The organism is Bacillus cereus group sp. MYBK220-1 (assembly GCF_051916445.1).
In the GTDB taxonomy this organism is placed as follows: Bacteria; Bacillota; Bacilli; order Bacillales; family Bacillaceae_G; genus Bacillus_A; species Bacillus_A cereus.
In genome coordinates this window covers 104,534-128,938 of record NZ_JBQAGQ010000001.1, presented here as the reverse complement: position 1 = coordinate 128,938, position 24,405 = coordinate 104,534, and the positions used below count along the sequence as shown (strand labels likewise).

Below are 24,405 nucleotides of genomic sequence, written 5' to 3'. Positions count from 1 at the left end.
TCCTCCCTTTTATCTACATCCTAAATGTCTAGCAATTACGAGACGTTGAATTTCAGAAGTTCCTTCACCAATTTCTAATAGTTTCGCATCACGAATATGTCGTTCAACTTCATATTCACGCATATAGCCATATCCACCATGAATCTGTACTGCATGATTAGCAATACGGCTTGCCGCTTCCGATGCAAATAGTTTTGCCATTGCCGCTTCTTTGCCGAAAGGTTTATCGTTATCTTTTAACCAAGCTGCTTTATGTACTAAATTACGAGCTAACTCTACTTCAGTCGCCATATCAGCTAATTTAAATTGAATCGCTTGGAAATTAGAGATTGACTTTCCAAATTGTTGACGTTCTTTCGCATATTGCAATGCACGTTCAAAGGCTGATTGCGCAATACCAACTGCCAATGCTGCGATTGAAATACGCCCTCCATCAAGTGTATATAAAAATTGTTTAAAACCTTTATTTACATCACCAAGAATATTTTCTTTCGGTACACGAACACCATCAAGTACGATTTCACAAGTATTAGAAGCACGAACACCCATCTTATCGTAAGGACTTGAAATCGTTAATCCTTCACTCGTAGTAGGCACGATAAATGCAGAAATACGTTTTCTACCATTCTCTTCAACACCGTTGACAGCGGTTACAATAATTGTATTTGCATACTCTGCGTTTGTAATCCAACACTTCTCACCACTGATTACATACTCATCACCATCTAATACCGCTTTCGTTTGAGTACCACCTGCATCTGATCCAGCATTCGGCTCCGTTAATCCGAAGGCACCTAATGTTTTACCTGATGCCATTGGAACTAAATACTTTTGTTTTTGTTCTTCTGTACCGAAATAATAAATTGGAGAAGCACCTAATGAAATTGTTGCAGCATAGCTTAAACCGGTGCCACCACAAGCGCGACCAATTTCTTCAACTGCTAACGCATACGATACCGTATCGCCACCTGAACCTCCATACTCTTCTGGGAATGGGATGCCTAATAATCCTAGTTCGCCCATTTTTTGAAATGTTTCATATGGAAACTCTGCAGTTTTGTCATAATATACAGCTTTCGGTGCGATTTCCTTTTCAGCAAAGTCACGTACCATTTCTTTAATCATTTGTTTTTCGCGAGTTAGAGTAAATTCCATTCCGCTACACACCCCTTATCGAATATTGAGTTTCGACAGCGTGCGAGTTTCTACTACAAACATAACAACTTAAAAGACAGGAATATTAGTTAGACAATTGCTACAATTCTGTCATAACTTAATTTTAAAACAGATTCTGTACTAATGCACAAAAAAATTCCTACATTGTTCTACAACAACATAGGAGGTTTTGTGTCGAATTATGTAATTTATTGTTTAATAATCTCTACCTTTTCCGGAATCAGAAATTTCTACTAATGCTTCAGGGTATGGTTCGAAATATGTTTGTCTTAATAAATACTTTTCATCAAATCGAATAGCCCATGATTTTAAAATTGTAAGTAAACTACTAAGTGGTATTTTCTTTTCTGCATACTTTTGTAACAGTTCTATAAAATGATCTTTTTCTTGTTTTTTTAACTTTGTTTTAAAATATCCAAAAATGTGCTCGCATACATTTACATTCGATGTATAACGGGGCGCACGCATAAATAATTCATATAAAGTCTTCTCATAGTTTTCAAATACCACTTCAATTTTTTCATTTTTTTGATTTGCAATTATACGCCCTAATTCCTTTTGTTTCACCTGATTATATGCCATAAATAAATATTTATTGTCCGACTGAAACGATACAAGGTCTTTTATATTTTTACTATGTTTAATCATTTTGTAATATGCGATTGTAAATAGCCTTGTAAAGAAATGCTCTCTAATAATAAAATTCGACAATCTGCCTTCCTCTTCAATAGGAAGATGCGAAAAATTTTTTACTACTGCTCCCCCAAATAAGCCAGCTCCTTTTCCCTTTGCTGGCGCTTTTTCAAAACCAGAATAAATTTTCACATCACGCGTACCACAACTTGGTGAACGATTCTTTAAAATAAAACCATCCACATCCGATATCGTTTGTAAAAAGTCATTTGAAAACTGCTCCATTTTTTCAGTAACGTCTTCTCGTGTCGACGGTTGCACAAGTCTATTCATACCATTTTCTTCTACAATTCGTATCGTTTCACGAGGAGTTCCCAATCCAATCTCCACTTCTGGACAAACAGGTATAAATGTAACAAATGGCTGCAAATTTCGTATTGTTACATCTGGAATCATCTCTCCATTATAACGACAAGCATCAAATTCTAAACATTTACTTACGACGATTGTTGGTTTTGCAAATTGTCGCATCTTATTACCTCCTTAGTGCTAGCCCGTATAATATAAATTGTACTAAGATTAACATTTTAAGCAAAGTTTGATTCATTTATTTTTATGAGAAATATATATCCAATGATATATTAACAATCATTCAACTCTATTTTCTATAAATGTGCGCCCAATTAATGAAGGTTTAGATATTGTGAAATGAATAATACACACATGCTTCGGAGAAATTAATGATTAAGAAAGGGGGGATTGTTATGAAAAAGAAATTATCATCTATTTTAAGTGTTTTAGCACTAGCTATTATGTTTTTAGGTACATCTGCGCAAGCTGAATACGATGGAAATAATATGAATAGAGTTAATAACACTGATATTTCAACTCGAGTAAATGACAATAACTTAGACAGAGTTAATAATGATGTAAGAACTCGAAATGTTAATACAACAAATGATTTAAATGATAATCGTGATAGAAATAATAATTGGGCTTGGCTTGGTTTATTAGGACTAGCAGGATTATTAGGTCTTAGAAAAAGAGACAAAGAAACACGCTGATTTAGAATGTTTTTAGTAAACAAGTACTTATTTATCAAAAATATATAATGAAAATAAATCGCCTTTTTAAAGGCGATTTATTTTTACTTAAAAGTAATGTATGTAATTCACATTTCAACGCTTAAATTCGTGGAGTTAATCCATACAATATAAATTGAATCGTATTTTCGATTTCCATTTCATCATCCCATTTTTCTTCAGGCAATAATAAAAATCGTGTTAATAATAAACCTAATACAGCTGATAAAGTAAGACGTAATACGGAAGATGACGGTATTTCAATAATCTCTCCTTCTTCTTGAAATTTCACAATCAATTTTTTGAAATGTGAAAAAAGTTCTGTTTCTATTAATTGCTGTATTTCATTTTTTAGTTCTGGTTGAAATGGTACTTCTTGAATTAATATTTTTATCATAGGAAAGTGTTTTTGAGCAAATTTAAATCTATTATGAATTACAACCCTTAAAAGTCCTTCATACGATTCATACTCTGATTTAAATATTTCTTTTGCAAAGGTTTGAACGAAAAATGGTGCAGCGAACTTAGTTAAAGTTGGCATTACGACCGCTAGTAATAAATCTTTTTTCGTCTTATAGTAGCGGAAGATGGTTCCTTCCGCTACACCAGCACGCTTTGCAATTTCACTTGTTGAAGTTGAAGCGTATCCTTTTTCTCCAAACATATCAACAGCCGCCTCTAATATTCGCATTTGACGTTCATTTCGTTTATCCGTATTAGTTGCAGCTATTAATTCCTCCAGCCAATCCTTCTGCATTTATAAAGCTCCTTTTTGTCATTATTATATTTTGCGATGTTTCTTTAAAGCAAATACATTTCCTACTGCAAATAATAGTGAAAAAAGTAATAATACAGTAAGATCTAATACAATCTCTGTAAACCCTTGATTCCGAATCATCACTTGTCTCATTGCGTCAGCGCCGTATGTGAGTGGAAATACTTTCCCTAACATTTGTAGCCACTTATTCATAGATTCCATTGGAAACAATCCAGAAAAGAAGATTTGTGGCACAATAACAAGCGGTATAAATTGAATCATTTGAAACTCATTATTTGCGTATGCCGATAAAAACGTACCTAATGTTAGTGCAGTTAAAGAGAGCATACATGTAATAAGTAACGTTAGCCATATGGAGCCAGCTACGTATAAATCTAAAATATAAACGGAAAAACTTACGATAATAATGGATTGTATAAAGGCAAAGATTCCAAAACCAATAATATAACCTGCAACTATTTCCCATCTTCTTACTGGGGTGGATAATAACCTTTCTAGCGTACCACTTAAACGTTCTCTTACGAAAGATACACCTGATAATATAAATACAAAGAAAAATGTAAAGAAACCAATTAATACAGGACCAAGCCCATCAAACATCGTAAAGTCTTTAGAGCCATGTAAATAATTTACTTCAGGTTTCATAATCGATACATCATTCTTCTCTGTGCTTTTTTGCAATACTTGAAGTACAGCACGATTTTTTGACGAATCACTACCTTCCAACAGAAGTTTCATTTTTCCATTCTCTATTCGAAATACTGCATCTACCTTTTGTTTTTCCAACTCAGAAATCGCCTTTTCCTTACTGTATTCATAAATTGACGCTTCTTGATTTTTCATCACTTTTACTATTTGAGCGGGCATATCAACAACAGCAATTTGCGGTATATAGTCTTTCTGTGTAAACACTAGTGACAAAAGCCAAAGTAATAACATCGGTGCTCCAAACATCATTGCTAACGAACGCTTATCTCGAAAAAATTGACGAATAATACGTATGATTACACCAGTAACTCTCATGATGGCACCACCTCTTCTAGCAAAAAGACATCTTCAATCCGTCCAGATGACACGCGTTTTTTCAATTCTTCAGTTGTTCCAACCGCAACTAGTTTCCCTTCTCTAATTAACCCTAGACGCTCACAAAATTCAGCTTCATCCATAATGTGCGTCGTTACAATAATCGTTGTGCCTTTCTTTTTAAGATCATAAAATTTTTCCCAAATCGTTTTTCTAAGAAGCGGATCTATCCCCACTGTAGGCTCATCTAAAATTAATATTTCTGGTTCGTGAAGGAGCGCTATTGCTAATGATAAGCGTTTTTTCATTCCACCTGAAAATTGTTGTACTTGCTTTTTCATATACTGTGACAATTGTACAAGTTCAAAAACCTCTGCAATTCTTGTCTTTTTACGTTTTCCCTTTAGTCCATACATCGTTGCTATAAAATCTGCATTTTCATACGCTGACAATTCTTCGTATAATGCATCCGCCTGGGCCATATAACCAATTCTTTTCATTTCATTTAAATTAGGCATATTAATATTATTAACAAGCACTTCACCTTTCGTCGCCTCATTAATACCTGCAATCATTTTAATGAGCGTTGTTTTCCCCGATCCAGAAGGTCCAACAAAACCAAAAATTTCTGCTTTTTCAACTTGCAATGAAAGATTGTGTAACACTTCTTTTTTTCCAAAACTTTTTGATACAGTCCGTAAAATAATTGAAGGTTGTTGCACGTTTCATCCTCCTTTTCCAATAAAAATGAGTGAGTACTCACTTTTATTTTACTCTTGCTTAATTATATGTCAAACTTCGTTGATTAGTATGTATGTTCAATCACCGATATTAAACAATGAAACAGAGTCGACATTAGAATTTCATTTCCTAAAGTCGACTCTGTTTCATTTAAACTATAAATTTCACTTTACGTTTTTAAATTCATATACTTCCGAATTCTAGCAACGTCTAAAGAATATTCGATAACTAATTGCTGTAACGGTAAAATAACTGTGTCAGGATATAAATGTGCATATTGTAATGTTTCTGCATATTTTTCTAACCTTTTTTCTAAATACTTTATTATTTGATCAGGATGACTTACTAATAAACATTTACAATAATAATGGATTTGTTCCTCAATCGCCGTGTATTCTTCAATTTCATATTCTTTATGCATGTGTACACCCCTTTAAGTTTTTTATATGAATTACTTATCACAATTTTCACTCGACAAATTTTAAGTTTTTTGATTATTTACACTATAACAAACACTGAGGGTCAAATTTTGTTACTTTATGTAACGTAGAAAATTTTTAACAAAATTGTAATGTTTACTCCTGCAAAATACAGAAAGCCCCTTTACTCATTTTTGTATAAAAAAAATCGTACAGCTTAATTTAGCTGCACGACTACAATTTCTGGCCTATTCAAAATCCTTTGCGGAATGATACTATTTCCTAATCCTCTACTCACTACCATTGATGTATTTTGTTCTACATATAAACCTGCTGTATATTTAGGTAAAACACCTTGATTTGGCGCAACTAATCCTCCGATAAATGGCAATCTAACTTGCCCTCCATGAGCATGTCCCGATAAAACCAAATCCAACCTCTCATTCGTATATTCCTTTATAAATTCAGGCCTGTGGGATAATAATACATTATATCTATCTGACTGCATTTCAATTTTCGCTTTTTTAATTTCATCTATTATAATATTTCCTTCATCACGGTTTCCAGTACCAAACTCTGGATCATCAATACCTAGCAAGTTTATCTCTTGCTCACCCTTTCGAATGCCTACATGTTCATTCCTTAAAACATTGACACCATATTTCTTCAACTCTTTTTCTAAACTGTTATACTTTCCAGACCATTGTTCATGGTTTCCTGTCACAAAATATACAGGATACTTCTTTACCATTTCTCGTATTAATTGCATACTAACTTCTGCATCGTATGATTTACTGTCAATTAAATCACCCGTAATTGCAATAATATCTGGGTCTATACTTTTCATTTTTTGAATTAACACATCTTGATTATCACCAAATTTTTTATTGTGTAAGTCTGAAATTTGTAGAATTTTATACCCTTTAAAAGAGGATGGTATTTTACTAGAGGTTATTTTAATCTCAGTTATACTTATTAAATTATTCTGTAAATATAAAAAGATTGTAAAACCTACTAATATACAAATAATCATTACAATTCTATTAATCTTCTTTTTCATATTTTCTCCTTTACATTCTCATCAAACACTTCTATATGCTAACTGAATTATATTATACTTTCTTGAAATTTATTTAAATTAATAAAATAATACAGTACATGAAATTTCATATGAGATATGTCATATATATTCGTTATATTTTTACTTTTACCTTTTTAATAATAAGAATACAAAAACGACTCTTATCACACGAAAAGAGTCGTTTTCTAACTTTATACTTTTAATACTTTCATGTTAAAAATGCGAAAACTAAAATACTATTACCTAAGAGCCTTAACTATAACTTTAGTTGCCTCTGCAATGAGTTGATTATCATAAGTTGCCTCTTTCTCATCTTTACTAGATAAAATTGCGATGATAATTGGTGCTCTATTTGGAGGCCAAACGATAGCAATATCATTTCTTGTCCCGTAACTGCCAGCACCTGATTTATCTCCAACTACCCAGTCAGTTGGTACGCCTGCACGAATAAGTTTGTCTCCTGTAGCATTTCCTTTCATCCACTCTGTAAGAATTTTACGTTTTTCAGCTGGAAGTGCATTTCCGACCGTAAAAGCTTTAAGATTCGTAGCAATTGCTTTCGCTGTACTAGTGTCACGAATGTCTCCTGGAATAGCTTCGTTTAATTCTGTTTCAAAGCGATCAGACATAGTAACCCGATCCCCCATCTTTCTAAGCGCTTTTTCATATCCTTTAGGTCCGCCTATTTTATTAAATAAAATGTTCCCTGCAGTATTATCACTTGAACGAACAGCAGCCTCAGCAATTTCTCCTAGTTTCATTCCAGTATCTACATGTTTCTCTGTAACAGGTGAATAATCCACTAAGTCTTCTTTCGTATAGGTGATTACTTCATTTAATGTATCAATTGAGTTTTGCTGTAGTAATACTCCTGCGGCTAAAGCCTTGTAGGTTGATGCGAAGGCAAATCTTTCGTTAGATCGATAAGAGATTGTTTGATTTGTACCAGTATCAATCGCATATACACCTAATCGAGCATCAAATTTTTTCTCAAGTTGAGAGAACTCTTTATGCGTCGCCTGATTTTTATGTTTCACTTGTCCAGTCTTTTCTTTCGCTTCAACTTGCAGTGCCCCTCCTGTAAAAGCTTCTAGGCTTGTAATACTTAAACCTAATATACCAACGCATATTCCTATTTTTAGCATCTTCTTATTTTTCAAAATCATCATTCCTTCCAAATTTTTAGCACCTTTTTATACGTACACATAATAGACAATCACCGAACCAAATTTGTTCCACAAACTGAAAAAAATTTATAGCTAGTATGAGAATTATTAACAAAATAAGAGATAGTAGCTATGATCGCCGCTATCTCTTATTTCATATTTCATTTTTTCTTATAAATGGTTTTATATAAACAGGTTCTCTTCCCTGAGAAAAGTACTCTAATTTTGCTTAGAACTACCTGTACTAGTAGATTCACCATGTATACGTTGCTGTTTCAAATCAAAGTATACATCTAAAACTTCCTTTCCAATTATAGAATTAATTCCATTTTTATCATCATGAAGCCATGGAACTACTACAGAAAATGCTACTTCTGGATTATCATATGGAGCATATCCAACTAACGTTAAGTTGTAACATTCCATACGTTCTCCTTTTGCATTTCTGCCAATCGGATCATCTCCACCATATACAGTTTGGGCTGTTCCTGTCTTTCCTGCTGGTTTATATGGCGCGTTTTTGAAATACTTCACGCCAGTTCCATCACCTTCTTGGAATACCCATCTAAACCCTTCTTTTATCCGATCAATATGTTCTTTCTTCATATCAATTCGATTTAATACGACAGGCTCTATGGAACGTATAACTTTACCAACCTCTTCTTTTATTGATTGTTCTCGTATTTCTTGTACAATTTGAGGTTGCATTCTATAACCACCATTCGCAATCGTTGAAATATATTGCGCTAATTGCAACGGCGTATACGTATCATACTGACCGATAGAAAAATCTAGTAAAAAACCAGGTTGACTATCTACTTTTCTCGTTTGTCCAATTATTTCATTCGGTAAATCAATACCTGTTGGGACACCTAAACCAAATTGCTTGAAATAATAGCGCATCGTATCAAATGCTCCTTGTTTAATATCCAATGAGCCATTTGGTACGTAATTAACTCCCGCAATTTTTAAAGCTGTCTGGAACATGTATACATTCGAAGATACTTGTAAAGCTCGTAAATCATTAATATTACCAAATCCGGATACATTCCACGATTTTTTAGCTTGTGTACCTTTAAATTTCATCGGCGCGTCATAAAATTGATCTCCTGGATGTATTGCCCCTGTCTCATATCCAGTTAATAAAGTAGCACCTTTTACAGCTGACCCTAGCTCATACGAAGTTGTCATGTTACCTAACGCCAAATCCTCAACCTCTATTTTCCCTTCTTTTTCTACAATCTTTTTGCCTGCCATAGATAAAATTTGTCCGTTATTTGGATTTGTCATGACAACAAAAGCTCGATCGAGCAGTGGCTCTGAACTCTTAAAAGCTCTCAAGTTTTTCTCTATACTTTCTTCCACTTTCTTTTGTAATTCCATATCAATCGTTAATGTTAAACTATTACCACTTTTTCCTTTAGAGATTATTTCTGTGCTAACAATGTTTCCTGATTTATCAGTAATATTTTTCACTTCTTCTTTTGTGCCGTGTAATACATCTTCATATCGTTGTTCAATATAACTTTTTCCAACACGATCATTACGGTTATATCCACGTACTAAATAAGAATCTAAATTTTCTTTCGGTAATCCTTCTTCACTACTCGTAATATTTCCTAATATAGAACGAAATAAATTACCATTTACATAATTACGTTCCCAATCAGCAGTGGCATCTACTCCTGGAAAATCTCCAAGATTTTCGCTTATCCGCGCATACTCTTCATCTGTTACATCTTTTTTTATAATTTGTGGTGTTAGTTGATAACCTGAACTCATTTTACTTTTAATAGCTAACACCTTTAAATCTTCTGCTGTTAATTCTGCTAATTCTACCTCTGTAACGCGACCTCGTCTTAAGTCTTCTATTTTTTTATCTAACTCTTTCCCCTCTATACCCTTTTCTTTAAACTTTTCTATATCTTTCTTAGTAATCTTTGTCTCCGCACGTTTCGAATTCAACTGCATCCAAAAATCTTTTTTATCGATATCTGTTAATTTATTTATATCTTGTTCAGGCATTTCAAGTACTTTCGCCAAGTCTTTTGCTGTTTTTAAAATATCTTCATTCGTAATCCCCTTTACCCTTGTATACGTAATTGTGCGAAGAGATTTATTATTAACGACTGTTTTCCCTTCTCGATCTAAAATTTGTCCACGCGGAACTGGAATACTAGTTATTGCATTTTGACTACTTTCTACTTGGTTCTTATAAGCCTCTCCCTCAACGATTTGTACTTTTCCTAGCTGCATAATAATAGCTGAGAATAGTACAAATATACAAAGGAACATTATATTTAATCGAATAGATATATATGTCTTCTGCTTCTTGCCTTTTTGTTCTTTCATAAATCCTCCATTTAATCCTTTCAGGAATTGCTATAAATACTAAAAGCATTCCTTCTATATTAGATACCGATAATCGGTTATAAATATCGCCTCAATTTTTAGCTTAATCCTTGTAAGCATCCATTCCTTTTCGTTTAGCTACGGAATTAATAACTCTCCCTTCCTGTTTTCTCTCTATTTTTTTGCTGCTTGCATTAGAAGCGCTAAACTGTATAATGACTCTTATTAAACTTACATATAGACGTGCTAGTAATTTTTCATGCTAATTATTCCTTTCTTCATGCTGTAATACTTAATAGACAACCTAAACAATACAGTTGTTCCACATTTACAAAAAAAATAATTAAATATAAGATGAAGTAGGCTACATAAGGGAGGGTTATATGTTACATACAAAAAGATGGAGATTATTTGCGGTTCTTTCTATTGTAGGTTTGATTTTACTAATTTTATTAAAAATCAACTTCATTTCAATTACTATCGCAACTTCTTCAGCTGAAAGAGGAAAGATTTTTGATCGAAATGGTGCAATACTAGCTACAAATAAGAAAGTTAAGTCTCTATATTGCACTTCTAATGATGAAAAGCTATCGAAACAAGATACATCAAGCACATTAGCTTTTTTTAATCAATTTTCAAGCGAGTTTCAACATGATATTTCTACAGAGAACATAAAATCTCAATTACAACAATCTTGTAAAAAGCAGACTATGAATGATATACCGTTATACTCTGATATAACTGAGAATGAACTTGCATTCATAAACAAAAACAAACCCAATAATGTAATAATTAAAGATGAATGGATTCGATATTATCCTAAACACGAAATTGGTTCACAAGTAATTGGGTATGTAGAAAATGACCTTAATCCAAAGCATATGGCTGTTGGAAAAAGCGGGATTGAGCTGCAATATGAAAATGATTTAAAAGGAAAACCAGGTAAAACTCTTATTTTTAAATTGAAAAATAAAAAGTTCTTATGGAACATTCAAAAAGTACAAAAAGGAAAAGATGTACGGCTAGCTTTAGACTCTGAGTTGCAGCAAAAGGCAGAAGAAGCATTAAGATTGCAAATTAAGAAAACACCTGATGCTAAAGCTGGTTATGCTGTAGTGAGCGATGCAAAAACTGGCGCGATTTTAACTATGGTCAACTCGGCAGTTTTTGATCCAAATATATTAAATACACATGTATCTTCTCGAAAAGAAAATATTAAATCTCTTTCGCAAAATAAAGCGATTCAAAAATTAAAGTATGGTGAATCTTATGTAAATATGGCTTCTACTATAAAACCACTTACTATTTTAATTGGATTAAACGAAAAACTTTTTCAACCCGAAGATACTTATTTAGATAAAGGTACTTTTCAGTATGATAATCAAAATAACATTACGAATGCACCTGGAACACCAACAGGTGAGATTACACCGAGGCAGGCTATCATTAATTCATCTAACACATTTATGACAGCAAAAGTAGCTCTGCCCTTATTCAACCAGAATAATGGAAATATAGAAAAAGTGGCACATATATGGACAGATTATTTAATGCAATTCGGCCTACGTTCTAAAACCAGGATTGATTTGCCCTTTGAAGAAGACGGACAATATGAATTCCATCCATCTAATAAATTTGAAAATGGGATTTCTGCTTTATTAAATGCCTCTTGGGGAGGAAATGAAGTGCATACTCCTCTTCAACTCGCTCAATATGCAGCAACATTGGCAAGTAAAGGTGATAAATATAAACCTCAAATCGTAAGTGCGATTATTGGTCAAGATGGTAAGGAAACAAAAAAGTTTAAACCCATTTTAGAAAGTTCAAATCGTTACCCGATGAACTTTTGGAGTGTCGTGCAAGGTGGAATGAGTCAAAATATAGAGGAAATTAAAAAGTTGCCCTTTGACGTCGCAGGTAAAACAGGTATTACAGGTTTTCCAAATGAGCAAGAAAGAATGATAAATCATTCTCTTTTCATTGCATATGCTCCTACTGAAGATCCACAAATTGCTATTTCTGTCGTTATTCCTGGTAGTAATTCCGAAAAAAACATTGCCGCTCTCGTTACATCAGAAATTTTAGAGTACTGGAATACTCTTCAAAAAGAGAATAAAAACAAAGAGGAAGGTTCATTAAAGTGAACCTTCCTCTTTTACCATATAGAATCTATATTTATTATTTTCCATATACCTTCATTATTCTTTTCGAACATAAATGAATATTTAATATCAGTTAAAACGTACTCTTTCTGTACATATCCAGTATTACCGTTAATTGTCGATATTTTTATATATCCATCATTCTGCACTTTTTCTGGAATCCAAGCTTTTACCATTTCATTAGATACTTCATATAAAACTTGTGATTCTCGCTTTGGTTCTGCTAAAATTTTTGTTTTATTTCCAGTAACAGTTGCATATATAAAATGTGCTTGCTTTCGTTGGTTACTTTCCGTCAATCCACTTGGTACTTTATATATTTGCTTTGTATCATTTGCAAACTCTCCCCCCATTGTAAGGGCGACTTGCAACTCATGAAAAATATCTTCATCAAACTTCAGTTCAGCCTTCTTATAACTCTTCCCTTTAAATAGAACTTCATCATTTAACGCTTTGTACAGGTTATTTTCATTTTTTGAGTTCGTACTTTGATATAGTTCATTCATAAATTGTTTTAATGATGGATCTTGAGCAGACTCATCTTTTGTTTTAGGCTTAATTTGTGTACTACTTTGTACTGGTGATTTATTATCATCAAGCCAAGGTTGTTGAACAATGAAAAATAACATTGTACAAACTAAAACAACTACAATAGGTAATGCTTTTTTACGAAATGGTCTTTTATGTTTTACAAAATCCACTTCATTATTTTCGTATATAGACTGCTTTATTTTAGAAATAAATTCTTCTTCATCTTTACGATTCTCCATTGGGCCTTTTTTTATTTTTCTATACCAGTCAGGATTTTGTTTATTGTTCATCACTACTACCCTCCCCTATTAATTTTGAAACCTTACTTCTCGCTCTACTTAATCTCGATTTTACAGTTCCAATGGATACTCCTAACGTTTCAGCCATTTCTTCATAAGATAATTCATATTTTGCATCCAATATGATTATTTCACGGTGCTTTTTAGGTAGCTTTAATACAACTTTCCACACATCATTCATTTCTTCTTGCTTAAAAAATTCTTGTTCTGCCGACTGGGATTGCTTATCGTCACTAAAAAAACCTATTAAAGATATTCTTTTAAAATAAGATGATTTCAAATAGTTTATTGCCGTATTTCTTGTGATTTTTAATATCCACGTTTTAATAGATGACTCCTTTCGAAATGAATTCCAATTTTTAAATACCTTTATAAATACATCTTGCGTAATATCATCTGATAAGTGTGGATCTTTCGTAATAATAAATGAATAATTCCATACATCTTGCCAATAGTCTTTTATAACATCGTCCAGCTCATCATGATTATACTTTTCAATAAACGTCTGTTCCATTTCCACACCTCAAACTTATTTGAATAAACATAAAACTGCCCTCACTTTTATTATGGTTTCAATATATAGACAAGATACAAGTTTCATTTGTTCCATTGTTTATCTTTTTCAGGCAGAATAATACTACTAAAAAACAAGTAAAGCATAAAATGATAAAAATCCACTTACAGTAATCTATTTTTTAAATTTAACGTAACACTCCACTTGTCCATTTCAATTTGCTATTCCCTTCTATTTACCATTAACAATGTCAACTTTTCTAGAATGACAGCAAAAAAGCATTCTAGATTAGAAAGAATGCTTTTTTGAAATTTAATTGTTCTATATTTCCCCCAATTTATATCTTTGAGTTAAGCAAACATGTAATAAATGTAGTCAAAAAATTTACCTTATAATTCAGTATTATTTCTGAAATACATGTTTTATTTTTTCACCTGGAACGTTACTTCCTCCTCTTCCTTTTACATCTTCAATCATCATAGTAACAATCATGTCTGGCGCATTTGCATCGAAAGCTGCGAACCATCCCAGTTCTTTTCCGTCTGCTTCTTTCGACTCTTTCAGTTCTGCTGTACCAGTTTTACCAGCAAGCGTCATACCATCAACCTTTGCAATTCTCCCTGCGCCATCAGGGTCATTAATGACTTTGATTAATGCACTCTTTAATATGTCTTGATTCTTTTTAGAAACCACATTTTCTTTCCAATTCCCTGCTACTTTTGCTTCTTTTAAGAGATGTGGCGACGGAATATTCCCTTCATTTACAATCGGTGCATATGTTAATGCTAAATGAAGTGGTGTCATTAATACTTGTCCTTGCCCATAGCCCGTGTCTGCTAGTTGAATATCGTTTTTTATCCCATCTTTTGCAATGATTGAAATAGGAAGTTCGTATTCGATTGGTAATTTTTCATGAAATCCGTACTTTTTAAATTCATTTACATACTGATCTTTTCCCATTTTTAAAGCTTGTTGAGCAAAATAAATATTATCAGAGTACTTCATTGCCTTATCAAAATCAATTGGACTTGCATCCTTCACACGCGTTACATAGTAATTTCCCCAAGTTGAATCTTTTGTCCACTTCAATCCTTGAATTTTAAATTCTTCCTTCGGATTTATTGTGTTTGTTTCCAAACCAATTGCACCTGTGATCGTTTTAAATACGGAACCTGGTACAATTGCTTGTGTAAAGCGATTCGTCATTGGTAGTTTCGAGTCGTTACTCCATGCTTCTCGTTGGGCTTTCGATGCTCCTCTAACTATTATATTTGGATTATAAGCAGGGCTACTTACAAGTGCGATTGTTTCACCTGTTTTAGGATTAATCGCTGCACTAGACCCTGCTTCAGTTTTCATCTCATTAAAGATTTTTTCTTGAATTGCAGCATCAATTGTTAACGTAACATTTTCTCCTTCTTTTGCTTCTTTTTTTGCTACGTTTTTAATCTCTTTCCCATTCTCATCTTCTATAAATACGCGTCCACCCTTTTCACCACGCAATTTATTTTCTAACACTTTCTCTAAACCGGTCTTACCTACTAAATCATCTGCTTGATAACCTTGTTTTTGAAGTGATTTTAACTCCTCCGCATTCACCTTTCCTATATATCCAGTTAAGTGTGCCGCTGCTTCACCTAATGGATACGTACGAATATTTACTGGGCGAGATGAAACTCCTTCTAATTCAATATAATCATTCTGTCTGGTTCCCTCTTTTAAAATACCAATTGGTACAAAGGAGTCTCGTTTTATCCATTTTGCTGTGAGTTTTTGTTCGACCTCTTCTGTAGACATATCAAGTAATTGTGCTACTATTTCTTTCGTTTGCGCTGCTGTTTCGCCTAGTTTCTCTGGAATAATTCCAACCTCAGTTGCTTTACCATTCGTTGCAAGCCCTTTTCCATTTCGATCATATATTTCTCCGCGTTTTCCTTGCTCTATTTGCATACGTACTTTGTAATCTTTTTTCATACCTGGGAAGATGAAGTCTGGTGTCCAATCTATTTTCCAAGACTCTTTATCTTTCACAAGTTTTGCTTCATGGATGAATGAAACTGGTCCTACATCCGTATCCATCTTAACTTCAAAAAGAAAAACCTCTTTATCTTTCGTATTCTCTCCTTTCATTTTAACTTTTAAATTATTAGCTCCAATCCCCTCATAGATTTTTTGATATTTTTCTGTGAATTCTTTTTTAGAAATCGATTTTTTGGCATGATCTGATAAATGATCATACATATTTGCAAACTTTTTATCATTCCATAAATTAATATATTCTTCAAATGCTTGTTTTGGCGGTTCGTTTTTATTACATCCTACCAACATAACTGCGAAACAAATGAAAAACAGCATCCATAATTTTTTCAATTCAATCTTCTCCCTTAATTAAAAATCATTATTCCTTTCTTAATTTATTAAATAAAAAATGTTTCAACGCTTAATAGACATTGTAAGTAATGACATTGTTCCATATTTACAAAAAAATTAATATCTATGTTCATTTTAATACAAAAAAGCAGGCATAAATATATGCCTGCCTTCCGTTCCCAAAATCAATTACACCTAAAACAACGTGTGGTTAACCAAATCCAGATACTCTTCTACACCCTATTTTTTACTTTTCTAAAATAATTCCTGCTATTTCATTAGCATATTTTTTAGAGTCAAATCCATCATAGTTACTTAGTACTACAACAGTCAAATATTCTTTTGGAAACCGCATGAAGTATGAACGATAACCTGCCCAGCTACCTGAATGTTCCAAGTATCGACAGTTAAAACCTTCTGCAAGCCTTAGCCCAAAAGCATAATCTTCATTGTCAATAATTGTTTCCCCAGTTGGAGAAATTTCCGGACCTATTTCGCTCATTCTTTTAACAAGTTCTTTTCGGCCAACGGTACCTGTAGTTAAATTTTCTCCCCACTTTACCAGGTCTTCGACTGTTGCATGAACTGCCCCATCACCTGTATGTTCCCAAGGGCTTTCATAGACCATATATGCTCCTTGTTCATTCTTTGAATACCCCCTAGCAATTGATATAGTAGTTGGGTAGCAATCTACAATTGTTGTGTCTTTCATATTTAAAGAATCAAAAATACGTTCTTTTGCAAACTGACGTAAAGACTTCCCGCTTACCTTCTCTACCACCAATGACAATAAAAAATATCCTGTATTGCTATACTCAAATTTTGTGCCAACAGGGAACCTTGCAATTTGATGACCATTAAGGTGTTTTAGCGATTGTTCCACAGTTAATATATCAGTAAATTTAATATTTTCTGCTTGAGCCAATTCCATATAATCAACTAGTCCGCCAGTATGATGAATTAGATGCCTCAATGTTACTGGTTCAGCATATGTTCCTATAGAAGGGACAAACTTTACAATTGAATCATCTAAACTCAATCTTCCCTCTTGTTCTAAGAGTAATATAGAAAACGCTGTAAATTGTTTAGAAACTGAAGCGATATTAAAAACGCTCTTTGTGGTTATCGGTAGATTTTCCTCTATAGAAGCTAAGCCAACTGCACCTTTATACGTTACTCCGCTATCAAAACTGGCCATATATGCAAAGCCAGGAACTTTTGGTGAAAACTTTTTTAATAATTGTTTAATCAATGTATGCGTCTTTTCATTATATGTATTATTCACCTTAATCACATCCCCTTCTCTTTGAATGGTTAGGAATACAATAAAAAATACTATATATATAAAATGTCAAATTCTCCTTTCAAAATTTAAACTTTTTAATGCATTATGCCAAGTACTAAAGGAAAGCAAAAATTATTAAAGAAATTAATAGTCTACCTTAGGATTGCTCTTAACAGGTTAAAAGCTTTTACAAACAAATTTTAGCAAATAATGTCTTCCCCCCTCTTTTTTTATGACAGTTTTTTGATTGGAATGAAAGCCAATAGAATTAATTATTGAAATATACAAAAAATCTTAATATAAACAATATTTTACAGCACTTCTTCTATAACGTAAATATTCATTTTACTTTATTTTCCACATAACAAAATATTCTACTTGAGAAATTATTGTTCCGTGGAAATTTTTTCTTTTTCACCAAATGGAAGAAGAATCCTGACTGTTAGCGCTTTTCGTATTACTCAAACCTGATAACAAGCATGCGTTCTCCGTCAAGTGTACTTCAGCAAAAGTACTAAATCCTGGAGTGTCACCTGTATGCCTCCCAATCGGAACACAGGTTGGAAGCTTAGTTTCATCCTTATAAATAAAAAAATAGGGGGAGCCTATCGTGACAGACTCCTCCTAAAATACAACTCTCGTATACATATCGGAAATGAATTTATTTTACTAATAGTGAATATTCACCATTTTTATCATCAAATTTATACACATTCAGATAATATTTCCCTGGTTTCGCTACGAATTTTCCCTTTATAGTATTTCCTTCATCTTCACCACAAGCTACGTAATTTTGCATGTCTGATTCATGATAAAGTACCCATGTCATCCCAATATTTTGTTCATTTACCACAGAAATCTCTACTTCTTTTGGATCTGTAACATTAAACGTATAAACATCTGTTTGATCAGGAGTAATCAGATTTCCTTTTACAAGCGTATTAAACGGGAGTACCTTCTCCTCTTCATAAGATTCACCTGTTTGCGGATCTTGTTTTACAGTAACTTTTGTTTGTTCTTTGCTTTCTTTTCCTCTACTATCTTTTACTGTTAGTTCCACAGTGTATGTTCCTTTTTCTCCATATACATGGGTAGGATTTGCTTCTGTACTTGTAGTACCATCTCCAAAGTTCCATAGATAAGAAATAACTTTTCCATTTTCACTTTTTGTACCATCGCTATGAAATTGAATCTCTTCATTTACTATCCCGCTGTATGGTCCATTCATATTTACTATAGTAGTCGTTTTTTCCTTTTCCTCTGTTGCAACACCATGAAAAACAATATCATATTCAAACTGGTTAGCTGCATTCACACGATAGTTTACGAAATAGGCTGTAACTGTTTTATAACCACTCCAACCTTTTTGGGATAACTGCTCTAAAGTTTGGTTTACTTGTTTACTCATCGCTTTCCAATCTTCAGACTCACCTTTTGATGTACCACCTGTGTACTTGCCTTCCACGGTAAATGTATTAAAGAATTGCGACTCATATTTTGTAATTTTGGCACCTTTTATATTTGCTACATCCACAATTTCGTTTTTCACTTCAGCTAGCGGCTTTGGTGCGTGTTGAATTAAATAATCATTTGTTACTTGCGGTACATTATATTTATCTTGATTATCAATCAACTGCTGCATATACGCTTGATATTCTGCATTCAATTGTGTATTGTTGCTCAATGATTCACGATATGAGTCATAATTTTTCACATCGTTTGCACGGATTAAATCTTGAAGCTTATCAAACGTTTCAAATTGATGATTATACAAATATGACTGTAGTGCAAAGGAATACTTATAAAAGTCCCATGATCCATATTTTGAGAATAAAGTTTGCTTTGCTGTATAACGGCTTGCTGGATCAGATGATAAGCCACTTATCATACTTTTACGCGGAACAACATTATTTGTACGTGTAGATCCTGCAAAAAATTCTGCATTCCCTTCTTGGAACCAAGTTAATCGTTCATTTTGATACATTTCTCCGCTTCCAAATAAACCAGGAACCTCATATCTCCCTTGTAAATAGTGAGTGAATTCATGACGGAACAACTCTTCTAAACTATAAATACTCTGCTTTGGCGTACGCTCATATGTAAAGAAAGTCCCCTTCTCTTCAATATAAATTCCACCGTTGTTTGTTTCATATCCATATAATTGTCTATTTAATTGATATTCATCTGGATTATTATAAATTACTATTGTTAGTACATCATCAGCATTACCCTGTTCTAGTGCTTTATCATTACCAATTACACGGTGATATTGTGCTTTTACTTCCTTGGCTGCCCAATATAATCTCTTAATTTTTTCTTCTGTTACTTTATCTCCCGTCTTAAAGACAATAGATCCGTCATCAAATGTATATGTTTTAGGTAAGTATTGTTGTTTCCCTTCTTCACGTATTTTCTGTAAATCTACTGCATTTCCACTATAATCTTTTCCACCATAGTTTGTTTTCATTTGTTCTACTGCTACAAAATAAGCTCCACTTAAACGAGGATACAAGTTCATCGCTTGTGTAATAACTTCCAATCCTTTGTTTGGATTACTATGAAATTTCCCTAAACGTCCTGCATAATAAATGCCATTATTAATTAACCAACTATTTTCATTTGTTATATTCCCCACGAGAGCAATTCTACTAACCTCATTTATAAAGTTATCGATCTTTCCATACCACATTGTTTCATTAGGTTTCTTATTCGTATCCTGTAAATAAGACTGTATATCATAATCAATTCCTTTTACAATTTCATATACAGCTTGTCCTTTTGCATAATTACTTACATACGTAGAAAGGTTATCATTATAGTGTTTTAAAATATTTACCGCATACTGCACTGTTTCAGTATCACTAGAAGCATTACCAATTAATTTTCCATACGCAGCTATTACCCTATCTTGCTCGGCTGTACCTAATGCAAAGTTGGGATTTCTTGCAATTGCTTTTAATGCTGGTAAACATTTGTCATGGAAGCTTCTCTCTTTTAAGTAACTTAATTCATTATTATAATATCCCACATAAAAAGCAGAACGTAGTACTTCAACAAATGTTTCAATGCCCTTTGAGTCCTCTTTAGTAAACGATTTTCCTCGTTGTCCTAATTCATTAATGATAACGTTCATGCGTTCTTTATTCTGATAAAATGCTTTCGTATCTTGATTAAATTGAAATAAATCAGTAATTTGATTCCAAGAAATTTTTGAGAGTGTGTCAATGAGTTCGTTATCAGGCATTTTATTCAGTTCTGCCAGAGAGTAGCTTTGCTTTAATTGAATTTCATCACGTTTCATAACCAGAGTAGGACGTTGTGAAAAATCGCCTACTTTTAAACGCTCTTCAAAAGTCAATGTTTCGTCAGTTTTTGTAGCATGTACGATTTCATCTTTTGAAGTTTCTGTCCCAATTGGTTTTATCTGTAAGATATTATAGGGTACTTTTTCTTCTGCTGATACCTGTGTTTGAATACTTCCAAATGATAATGCCACCGTACTAATCCCAATCATCATTTGAGTAAATTTTAAATTCTTATTCATAATGTTTCCTCCAATTATATATTCCATCAAAGAATATAACATTTTACATACAGTAATTATTTAAATATGTAATATTTCATATTACATTACATGTATTTATAGATAATATAATTCAAGGAGTAACATTATTAAATTACTTTCTTCTTCCCATCCTTTCATATGAATTATTTAATTTTTTTATTTTTTATTTACATATTCGTTATACGAATCCAATATCTCTAGTAAGGTCTCGTTAGATATTTGGAGATAATAGTTATAATTCATCAAATAAAATATACCTAATCGCATATCTATATAGTGAGATACTACCTCATGTTTGTATACAAACAATTCACGATTTGCATACTATATTAAGAGCCCTCCTATGACATAGAAATCTTAGTCACTTACTCTAAAAAATTAAAAAATCCACACCCACCAATACCTCTGTAGATGTGGATTTTTAACTTTATTTAGAAATGTAAAATGTTTAAAAATTCTATCTATGTAATTTATAAACTTACAAATTATAACGTAACTAATCCTATTCAACACATACATATGGCACTAGCAGTTTTTAATTTTTTATCATCTAAAAAAAGAATTATGTACTTTTATACCGATACATTCTAAATAATGGCACTTACAATTATTTAAGGATGTGAAATACCAGTGGGTATAACTCCAAATACTTTTTAGTAATTTCATGAATCGGGAAATTGAATCAGTTGTCGATTCATTTTTAAATAAGGGATATTTTATAATGTAGGATTATGTATTAATGAAGAAATAATTCTGTTTACAAGATCATCTGTTATCCACTCTGTTTGCATATCGTCGGAGTCACTTTGATTCATCGAATCAATAAACTTTTTAAATTTCGGAAATAAGACTATGGAGGTAATCCAATAAATAGCATGGCTTGTCGAAAAGAAATGAAAAACTCCTTGTTCTTTCCCTTCCAATAAGATTTCTTTTAATTGTCCAAAATTCCCAATAATATATGGTTTTATTTTTTCTAATTGTGAACTTTCTTTGATAATTGCCTCATATGCAAGCGTTCCAATTTCAGGATGTTGTTTTATATGTGCAATAAAGAAAGTTAAATATTGTCTTAGAGCAGTTTTAGGATTATGCTGCGTTTCTTCAAGAAAATTTGGTAGTTTTTTTGCAAAACCATATTTTTTAAATACCTCTAAGTAAAGGTTCTCTTTTCCGTTAAAATAATACGAAGCCATAGCAACATTCACCTTTGCTTCTTTTGCAATTTCTTGGATACTTGTACCATCATATCCACTCTCTCCAAATTTTTTCTTAGCCGCTTCTAAAATATTTTCAATTGTTTGTTCGCGAGATTTTCCCATTCTCTACACCTCATATTAAAATTAATGAATTTCAAAAAAATATTATGTGCTTTATATCACAACTTTTCCATAAGATTTAATTATATATTTCGAATAATAATTTAACAAATAATTGAATATTAAGCACTCCTTATAAAACCCTTTTCTCCCCACTAATAAAAAAAGGCTGGAGACTATCTATTTCAATAGTTAATCTCTAGCCTTTTACTGGAATAATTAAAAGTTCAAGGATATTGGATTTTTTAATCTCAATTATTTATTTTACCACTTGTACAGATGCTGGTTTCCACCCCTGATTCTCTACCCAATCAATATTAACCTTATATTTTTTATTATTTTGTTTATCTCGTACATTACCGTAGGCTTTATTATTACCATTATTTCCAATAAAATCGAAAATCAATTGGCTCTCTGGAACATCAACAGCATAAGAGATTGCTTTTTTCATCTCACTCCAATCTACTGTTCCTTCTTTAAATTTCATTTCAGGTTTTGCTCCTTGCTCTGTACCAATTGGCTTCCATGAAGGATTAGTTTGAAGATCCTTTTCTTGAGATACCGTTTTTTCTTCCTCTTTATTTTCATTTCCGTTCGTTTTTACCAATTTTTCTACTTTTTGTTTCCCTTCTAACTGTGCTGCTTCTTTATCTTCGCTTTTCTTTTCTTCTATCTTTGCTATTTCTTTATCTTCAGTTTTCTTCTCTTCTATCTTTGCTGTTTCTTTATCTTCGGTTTTCTTCTCTTCTATCTTTGCTGTCTCTTTATCTTCAGTTTTCTTCTCTTCTATCTTTGCTGTTTCTTTATCTTCAGTTTTCTTCTCTTCTATCTTTGTTACTTTCTTTTCTTGAGCAATTGCTTTCGTTGATGTATTAGAAGGGGTAAACAATTGGTATGTCACTATACCAACTGTCACTAATACCAAAGTAAATGCAATATTAAAAATTGCCTTTTGACGACGATTCTGTTGTTTTTCCTGAAATCTGCTTACTTGTCCCATTCTTCAAACCTCCGTGTTTACTTTCTCCTCTACTCTTTATGTATTATCCCTAAAATTCTTAATATTTTTATTAAACAATAGAAATAAACTACACTTTCCATACAGGATTTCATATCATAATAAAATTTGTGTTTTTTCAAGCATCTGACATATGTTATTCAAAATAGTTTAATACATTAAAAATTGATAAGCTTCTGCACTTAAGAAACCTTCAATTTTATTCAAAGGTGATTCCAATTACGTCCACATTAGATCTCCTGTAGAAAGCTTTTTAACAATTAAGCCTCTTCTTCCCTTATTTATAATTTTTAAATTAAATTTCCCTCTATAGTATAATAAAGATGTTTCGTTTTCTAATGGGGTATGTCGTAAAATCAAAAGAGATTTTATCTCTTTCACCTTCTTTTCAGAGTAAATTTCACCACTAGGAAATTCTATTATTCCTAATGTAATCTTTAATTCGCTCTCCTCAAAAGTCCACTCTTTATTAAGTTCTCTTATCCTTTGTATAAAGCTTCTTTTGGTTTGTCCTATATAGAGCAATGTTACATTCTTAGCATATACTCTAGAGATTGCAAATAGCCCCTTCTTAGAAGCTTCTTCCCTATTATAAAAGTCATTTATACTATACATGCCATACCACTTAATATGTACTGTTTCTATGAATCTCACCTCATTTTTAGACAATATTATAATTTCTGAATGTTCGAATTATTATGGGTACATATGCTTGATTACTTGAATTATAAATTGTGCTTTTCAATAATACATTTTATTATTACTAATTTCAATAATGAAGAAAAAATACAATATTATAGTTTAATTACAAAGCTGTATAAAAAACAAAGTGATATCGTGCCACATATTTTCTTTTTTTACAATATCAAACTATCGCGAACAAAATTTAGA

The 24,405-nt window shown here is 32.4% G+C and carries 19 protein-coding genes; 2 read left to right on the top strand and 17 right to left on the bottom strand.

What is annotated here, in order from left to right; all coding sequences use genetic code 11:
• Positions 1-9 precede the first annotated feature (9 nt).
• A complete protein-coding gene (locus ACTFRU_RS00545; RefSeq protein WP_006928512.1) occupies positions 10-1,155 on the bottom strand; it encodes an acyl-CoA dehydrogenase in 1,146 nt (381 codons plus the stop codon).
• 216 nt (positions 1,156-1,371) lie between these two features.
• On the bottom strand, positions 1,372-2,340 hold the full coding sequence (locus ACTFRU_RS00540) for a YbgA family protein (protein WP_086385285.1): 969 nt from the start codon (positions 2,338-2,340) through the stop codon (positions 1,372-1,374).
• A gap of 233 nt (positions 2,341-2,573) precedes the next feature.
• On the opposite strand from ACTFRU_RS00540, the gene ACTFRU_RS00535 reads away from it, so the two are divergent.
• Positions 2,574-2,873, top strand: coding sequence for a WGxxGxxG family protein (locus ACTFRU_RS00535; protein ID WP_086385284.1), 300 nt, complete (start codon positions 2,574-2,576; stop codon positions 2,871-2,873).
• Positions 2,874-2,994: 121 nt separating this feature from the next.
• Here the strand turns inward: ACTFRU_RS00535 and ACTFRU_RS00530 are convergent, their stop codons facing one another.
• The 7 genes from ACTFRU_RS00530 to ACTFRU_RS00500 form a co-directional block, all read right to left on the bottom strand.
• Positions 2,995-3,648 carry a TetR/AcrR family transcriptional regulator gene (locus ACTFRU_RS00530; protein ID WP_016098539.1) on the bottom strand — a complete coding sequence of 218 codons (654 nt, stop codon included), beginning with the start codon at positions 3,646-3,648 and terminating at the stop codon, positions 2,995-2,997.
• 24 nt (positions 3,649-3,672) lie between these two features.
• On the bottom strand, positions 3,673-4,692 hold the full coding sequence (locus ACTFRU_RS00525; protein ID WP_025689303.1) for an ABC transporter permease: 1,020 nt from the start codon (positions 4,690-4,692) through the stop codon (positions 3,673-3,675).
• Complete coding sequence (locus ACTFRU_RS00520; protein ID WP_016098537.1) at positions 4,689-5,414, bottom strand: ABC transporter ATP-binding protein; 726 nt, start codon at positions 5,412-5,414, stop codon at positions 4,689-4,691. Before ACTFRU_RS00520 ends, ACTFRU_RS00525 begins: the two co-directional genes overlap by 4 nt.
• Before the next feature lie 188 nt (positions 5,415-5,602).
• Positions 5,603-5,854 carry a hypothetical protein gene (locus ACTFRU_RS00515; RefSeq protein ID WP_000548621.1) on the bottom strand — a complete coding sequence of 84 codons (252 nt, stop codon included), beginning with the start codon at positions 5,852-5,854 and terminating at the stop codon, positions 5,603-5,605.
• A 215-nt stretch (positions 5,855-6,069) separates the two neighbouring features.
• Positions 6,070-6,912: a metallophosphoesterase gene (locus ACTFRU_RS00510; protein WP_069604103.1), complete on the bottom strand. Its 843-nt coding sequence runs from the start codon at positions 6,910-6,912 to the stop codon at positions 6,070-6,072.
• Between the two features lie 260 nt (positions 6,913-7,172).
• A complete protein-coding gene (gene bla, locus ACTFRU_RS00505; RefSeq protein ID WP_140159188.1) occupies positions 7,173-8,099 on the bottom strand; it encodes a class A beta-lactamase Bla1 in 927 nt (308 codons plus the stop codon).
• 219 nt (positions 8,100-8,318) lie between these two features.
• Positions 8,319-10,451 (bottom strand): peptidoglycan D,D-transpeptidase FtsI family protein, encoded by a 2,133-nt coding sequence (locus ACTFRU_RS00500; RefSeq protein ID WP_324655800.1) that lies wholly within the window; start codon positions 10,449-10,451, stop codon positions 8,319-8,321.
• A 383-nt stretch (positions 10,452-10,834) separates the two neighbouring features.
• Between ACTFRU_RS00500 and ACTFRU_RS00495 the strand changes: the two genes are divergently transcribed.
• Positions 10,835-12,595 (top strand): peptidoglycan D,D-transpeptidase FtsI family protein, encoded by a 1,761-nt coding sequence (locus tag ACTFRU_RS00495; protein WP_440037382.1) that lies wholly within the window; start codon positions 10,835-10,837, stop codon positions 12,593-12,595.
• A gap of 11 nt (positions 12,596-12,606) precedes the next feature.
• On the opposite strand, the gene ACTFRU_RS00490 is transcribed toward ACTFRU_RS00495, so the two are convergent.
• The 8 genes from ACTFRU_RS00490 to ACTFRU_RS00455 form a co-directional block, all read right to left on the bottom strand.
• Positions 12,607-13,434, bottom strand: coding sequence for an SH3 domain-containing protein (locus ACTFRU_RS00490; RefSeq protein ID WP_006920817.1), 828 nt, complete (start codon positions 13,432-13,434; stop codon positions 12,607-12,609).
• A complete protein-coding gene (locus ACTFRU_RS00485; protein ID WP_000438340.1) occupies positions 13,424-13,957 on the bottom strand; it encodes an RNA polymerase sigma factor in 534 nt (177 codons plus the stop codon). Before ACTFRU_RS00485 ends, ACTFRU_RS00490 begins: the two co-directional genes overlap by 11 nt.
• Before the next feature lie 402 nt (positions 13,958-14,359).
• Positions 14,360-16,327, bottom strand: coding sequence for a penicillin-binding transpeptidase domain-containing protein (locus ACTFRU_RS00480; protein ID WP_006920819.1), 1,968 nt, complete (start codon positions 16,325-16,327; stop codon positions 14,360-14,362).
• A gap of 247 nt (positions 16,328-16,574) precedes the next feature.
• Positions 16,575-17,612 (bottom strand): serine hydrolase domain-containing protein, encoded by a 1,038-nt coding sequence (locus tag ACTFRU_RS00475; RefSeq protein WP_086412086.1) that lies wholly within the window; start codon positions 17,610-17,612, stop codon positions 16,575-16,577.
• A gap of 661 nt (positions 17,613-18,273) precedes the next feature.
• Positions 18,274-21,156, bottom strand: a complete 2,883-nt coding sequence (colA, locus tag ACTFRU_RS00470; protein ID WP_440037381.1) for a collagenase ColA — start codon at positions 21,154-21,156, stop codon at positions 18,274-18,276.
• Positions 21,157-21,893: 737 nt separating this feature from the next.
• The gene (locus ACTFRU_RS00465; protein ID WP_000520479.1) at positions 21,894-22,499 is read right to left on the bottom strand and encodes a TetR/AcrR family transcriptional regulator; all 606 of its coding nucleotides are present in this window, start codon (positions 22,497-22,499) and stop codon (positions 21,894-21,896) included.
• 256 nt (positions 22,500-22,755) lie between these two features.
• Positions 22,756-23,496, bottom strand: coding sequence for a YrrS family protein (locus ACTFRU_RS00460; RefSeq protein WP_071732535.1), 741 nt, complete (start codon positions 23,494-23,496; stop codon positions 22,756-22,758).
• A gap of 237 nt (positions 23,497-23,733) precedes the next feature.
• Positions 23,734-24,168, bottom strand: coding sequence for a hypothetical protein (locus ACTFRU_RS00455; RefSeq protein WP_025709602.1), 435 nt, complete (start codon positions 24,166-24,168; stop codon positions 23,734-23,736).
• Positions 24,169-24,405 lie beyond the last annotated feature (237 nt).

What these genes read in the sequence shown, in the direction of transcription:
- ACTFRU_RS00535 (WP_086385284.1), top strand. Translation starts at nt 2,574, where the DNA reads ATGAAAAAGAAATTATCATCTATTTTAAGTGTTTTAGCACTAGCTATT.
- ACTFRU_RS00515 (WP_000548621.1), bottom strand. Translation starts at nt 5,854, where the DNA reads ATGCATAAAGAATATGAAATTGAAGAATACACGGCGATTGAGGAACAA.
- ACTFRU_RS00485 (WP_000438340.1), bottom strand. Translation starts at nt 13,957, where the DNA reads ATGGAACAGACGTTTATTGAAAAGTATAATCATGATGAGCTGGACGAT.
- ACTFRU_RS00465 (WP_000520479.1), bottom strand. Translation starts at nt 22,499, where the DNA reads ATGGGAAAATCTCGCGAACAAACAATTGAAAATATTTTAGAAGCGGCT.
- ACTFRU_RS00525 (WP_025689303.1), bottom strand. Translation starts at nt 4,692, where the DNA reads ATGAGAGTTACTGGTGTAATCATACGTATTATTCGTCAATTTTTTCGA.
- ACTFRU_RS00460 (WP_071732535.1), bottom strand. Translation starts at nt 23,496, where the DNA reads ATGGGACAAGTAAGCAGATTTCAGGAAAAACAACAGAATCGTCGTCAA.
- bla (WP_140159188.1), bottom strand. Translation starts at nt 8,099, where the DNA reads ATGATTTTGAAAAATAAGAAGATGCTAAAAATAGGAATATGCGTTGGT.
- ACTFRU_RS00495 (WP_440037382.1), top strand. Translation starts at nt 10,835, where the DNA reads ATGTTACATACAAAAAGATGGAGATTATTTGCGGTTCTTTCTATTGTA.
- ACTFRU_RS00530 (WP_016098539.1), bottom strand. Translation starts at nt 3,648, where the DNA reads ATGCAGAAGGATTGGCTGGAGGAATTAATAGCTGCAACTAATACGGAT.
- colA (WP_440037381.1), bottom strand. Translation starts at nt 21,156, where the DNA reads ATGAATAAGAATTTAAAATTTACTCAAATGATGATTGGGATTAGTACG.
- ACTFRU_RS00500 (WP_324655800.1), bottom strand. Translation starts at nt 10,451, where the DNA reads ATGAAAGAACAAAAAGGCAAGAAGCAGAAGACATATATATCTATTCGA.
- ACTFRU_RS00490 (WP_006920817.1), bottom strand. Translation starts at nt 13,434, where the DNA reads ATGAACAATAAACAAAATCCTGACTGGTATAGAAAAATAAAAAAAGGC.
- ACTFRU_RS00540 (WP_086385285.1), bottom strand. Translation starts at nt 2,340, where the DNA reads ATGCGACAATTTGCAAAACCAACAATCGTCGTAAGTAAATGTTTAGAA.
- ACTFRU_RS00510 (WP_069604103.1), bottom strand. Translation starts at nt 6,912, where the DNA reads ATGAAAAAGAAGATTAATAGAATTGTAATGATTATTTGTATATTAGTA.
- ACTFRU_RS00545 (WP_006928512.1), bottom strand. Translation starts at nt 1,155, where the DNA reads ATGGAATTTACTCTAACTCGCGAAAAACAAATGATTAAAGAAATGGTA.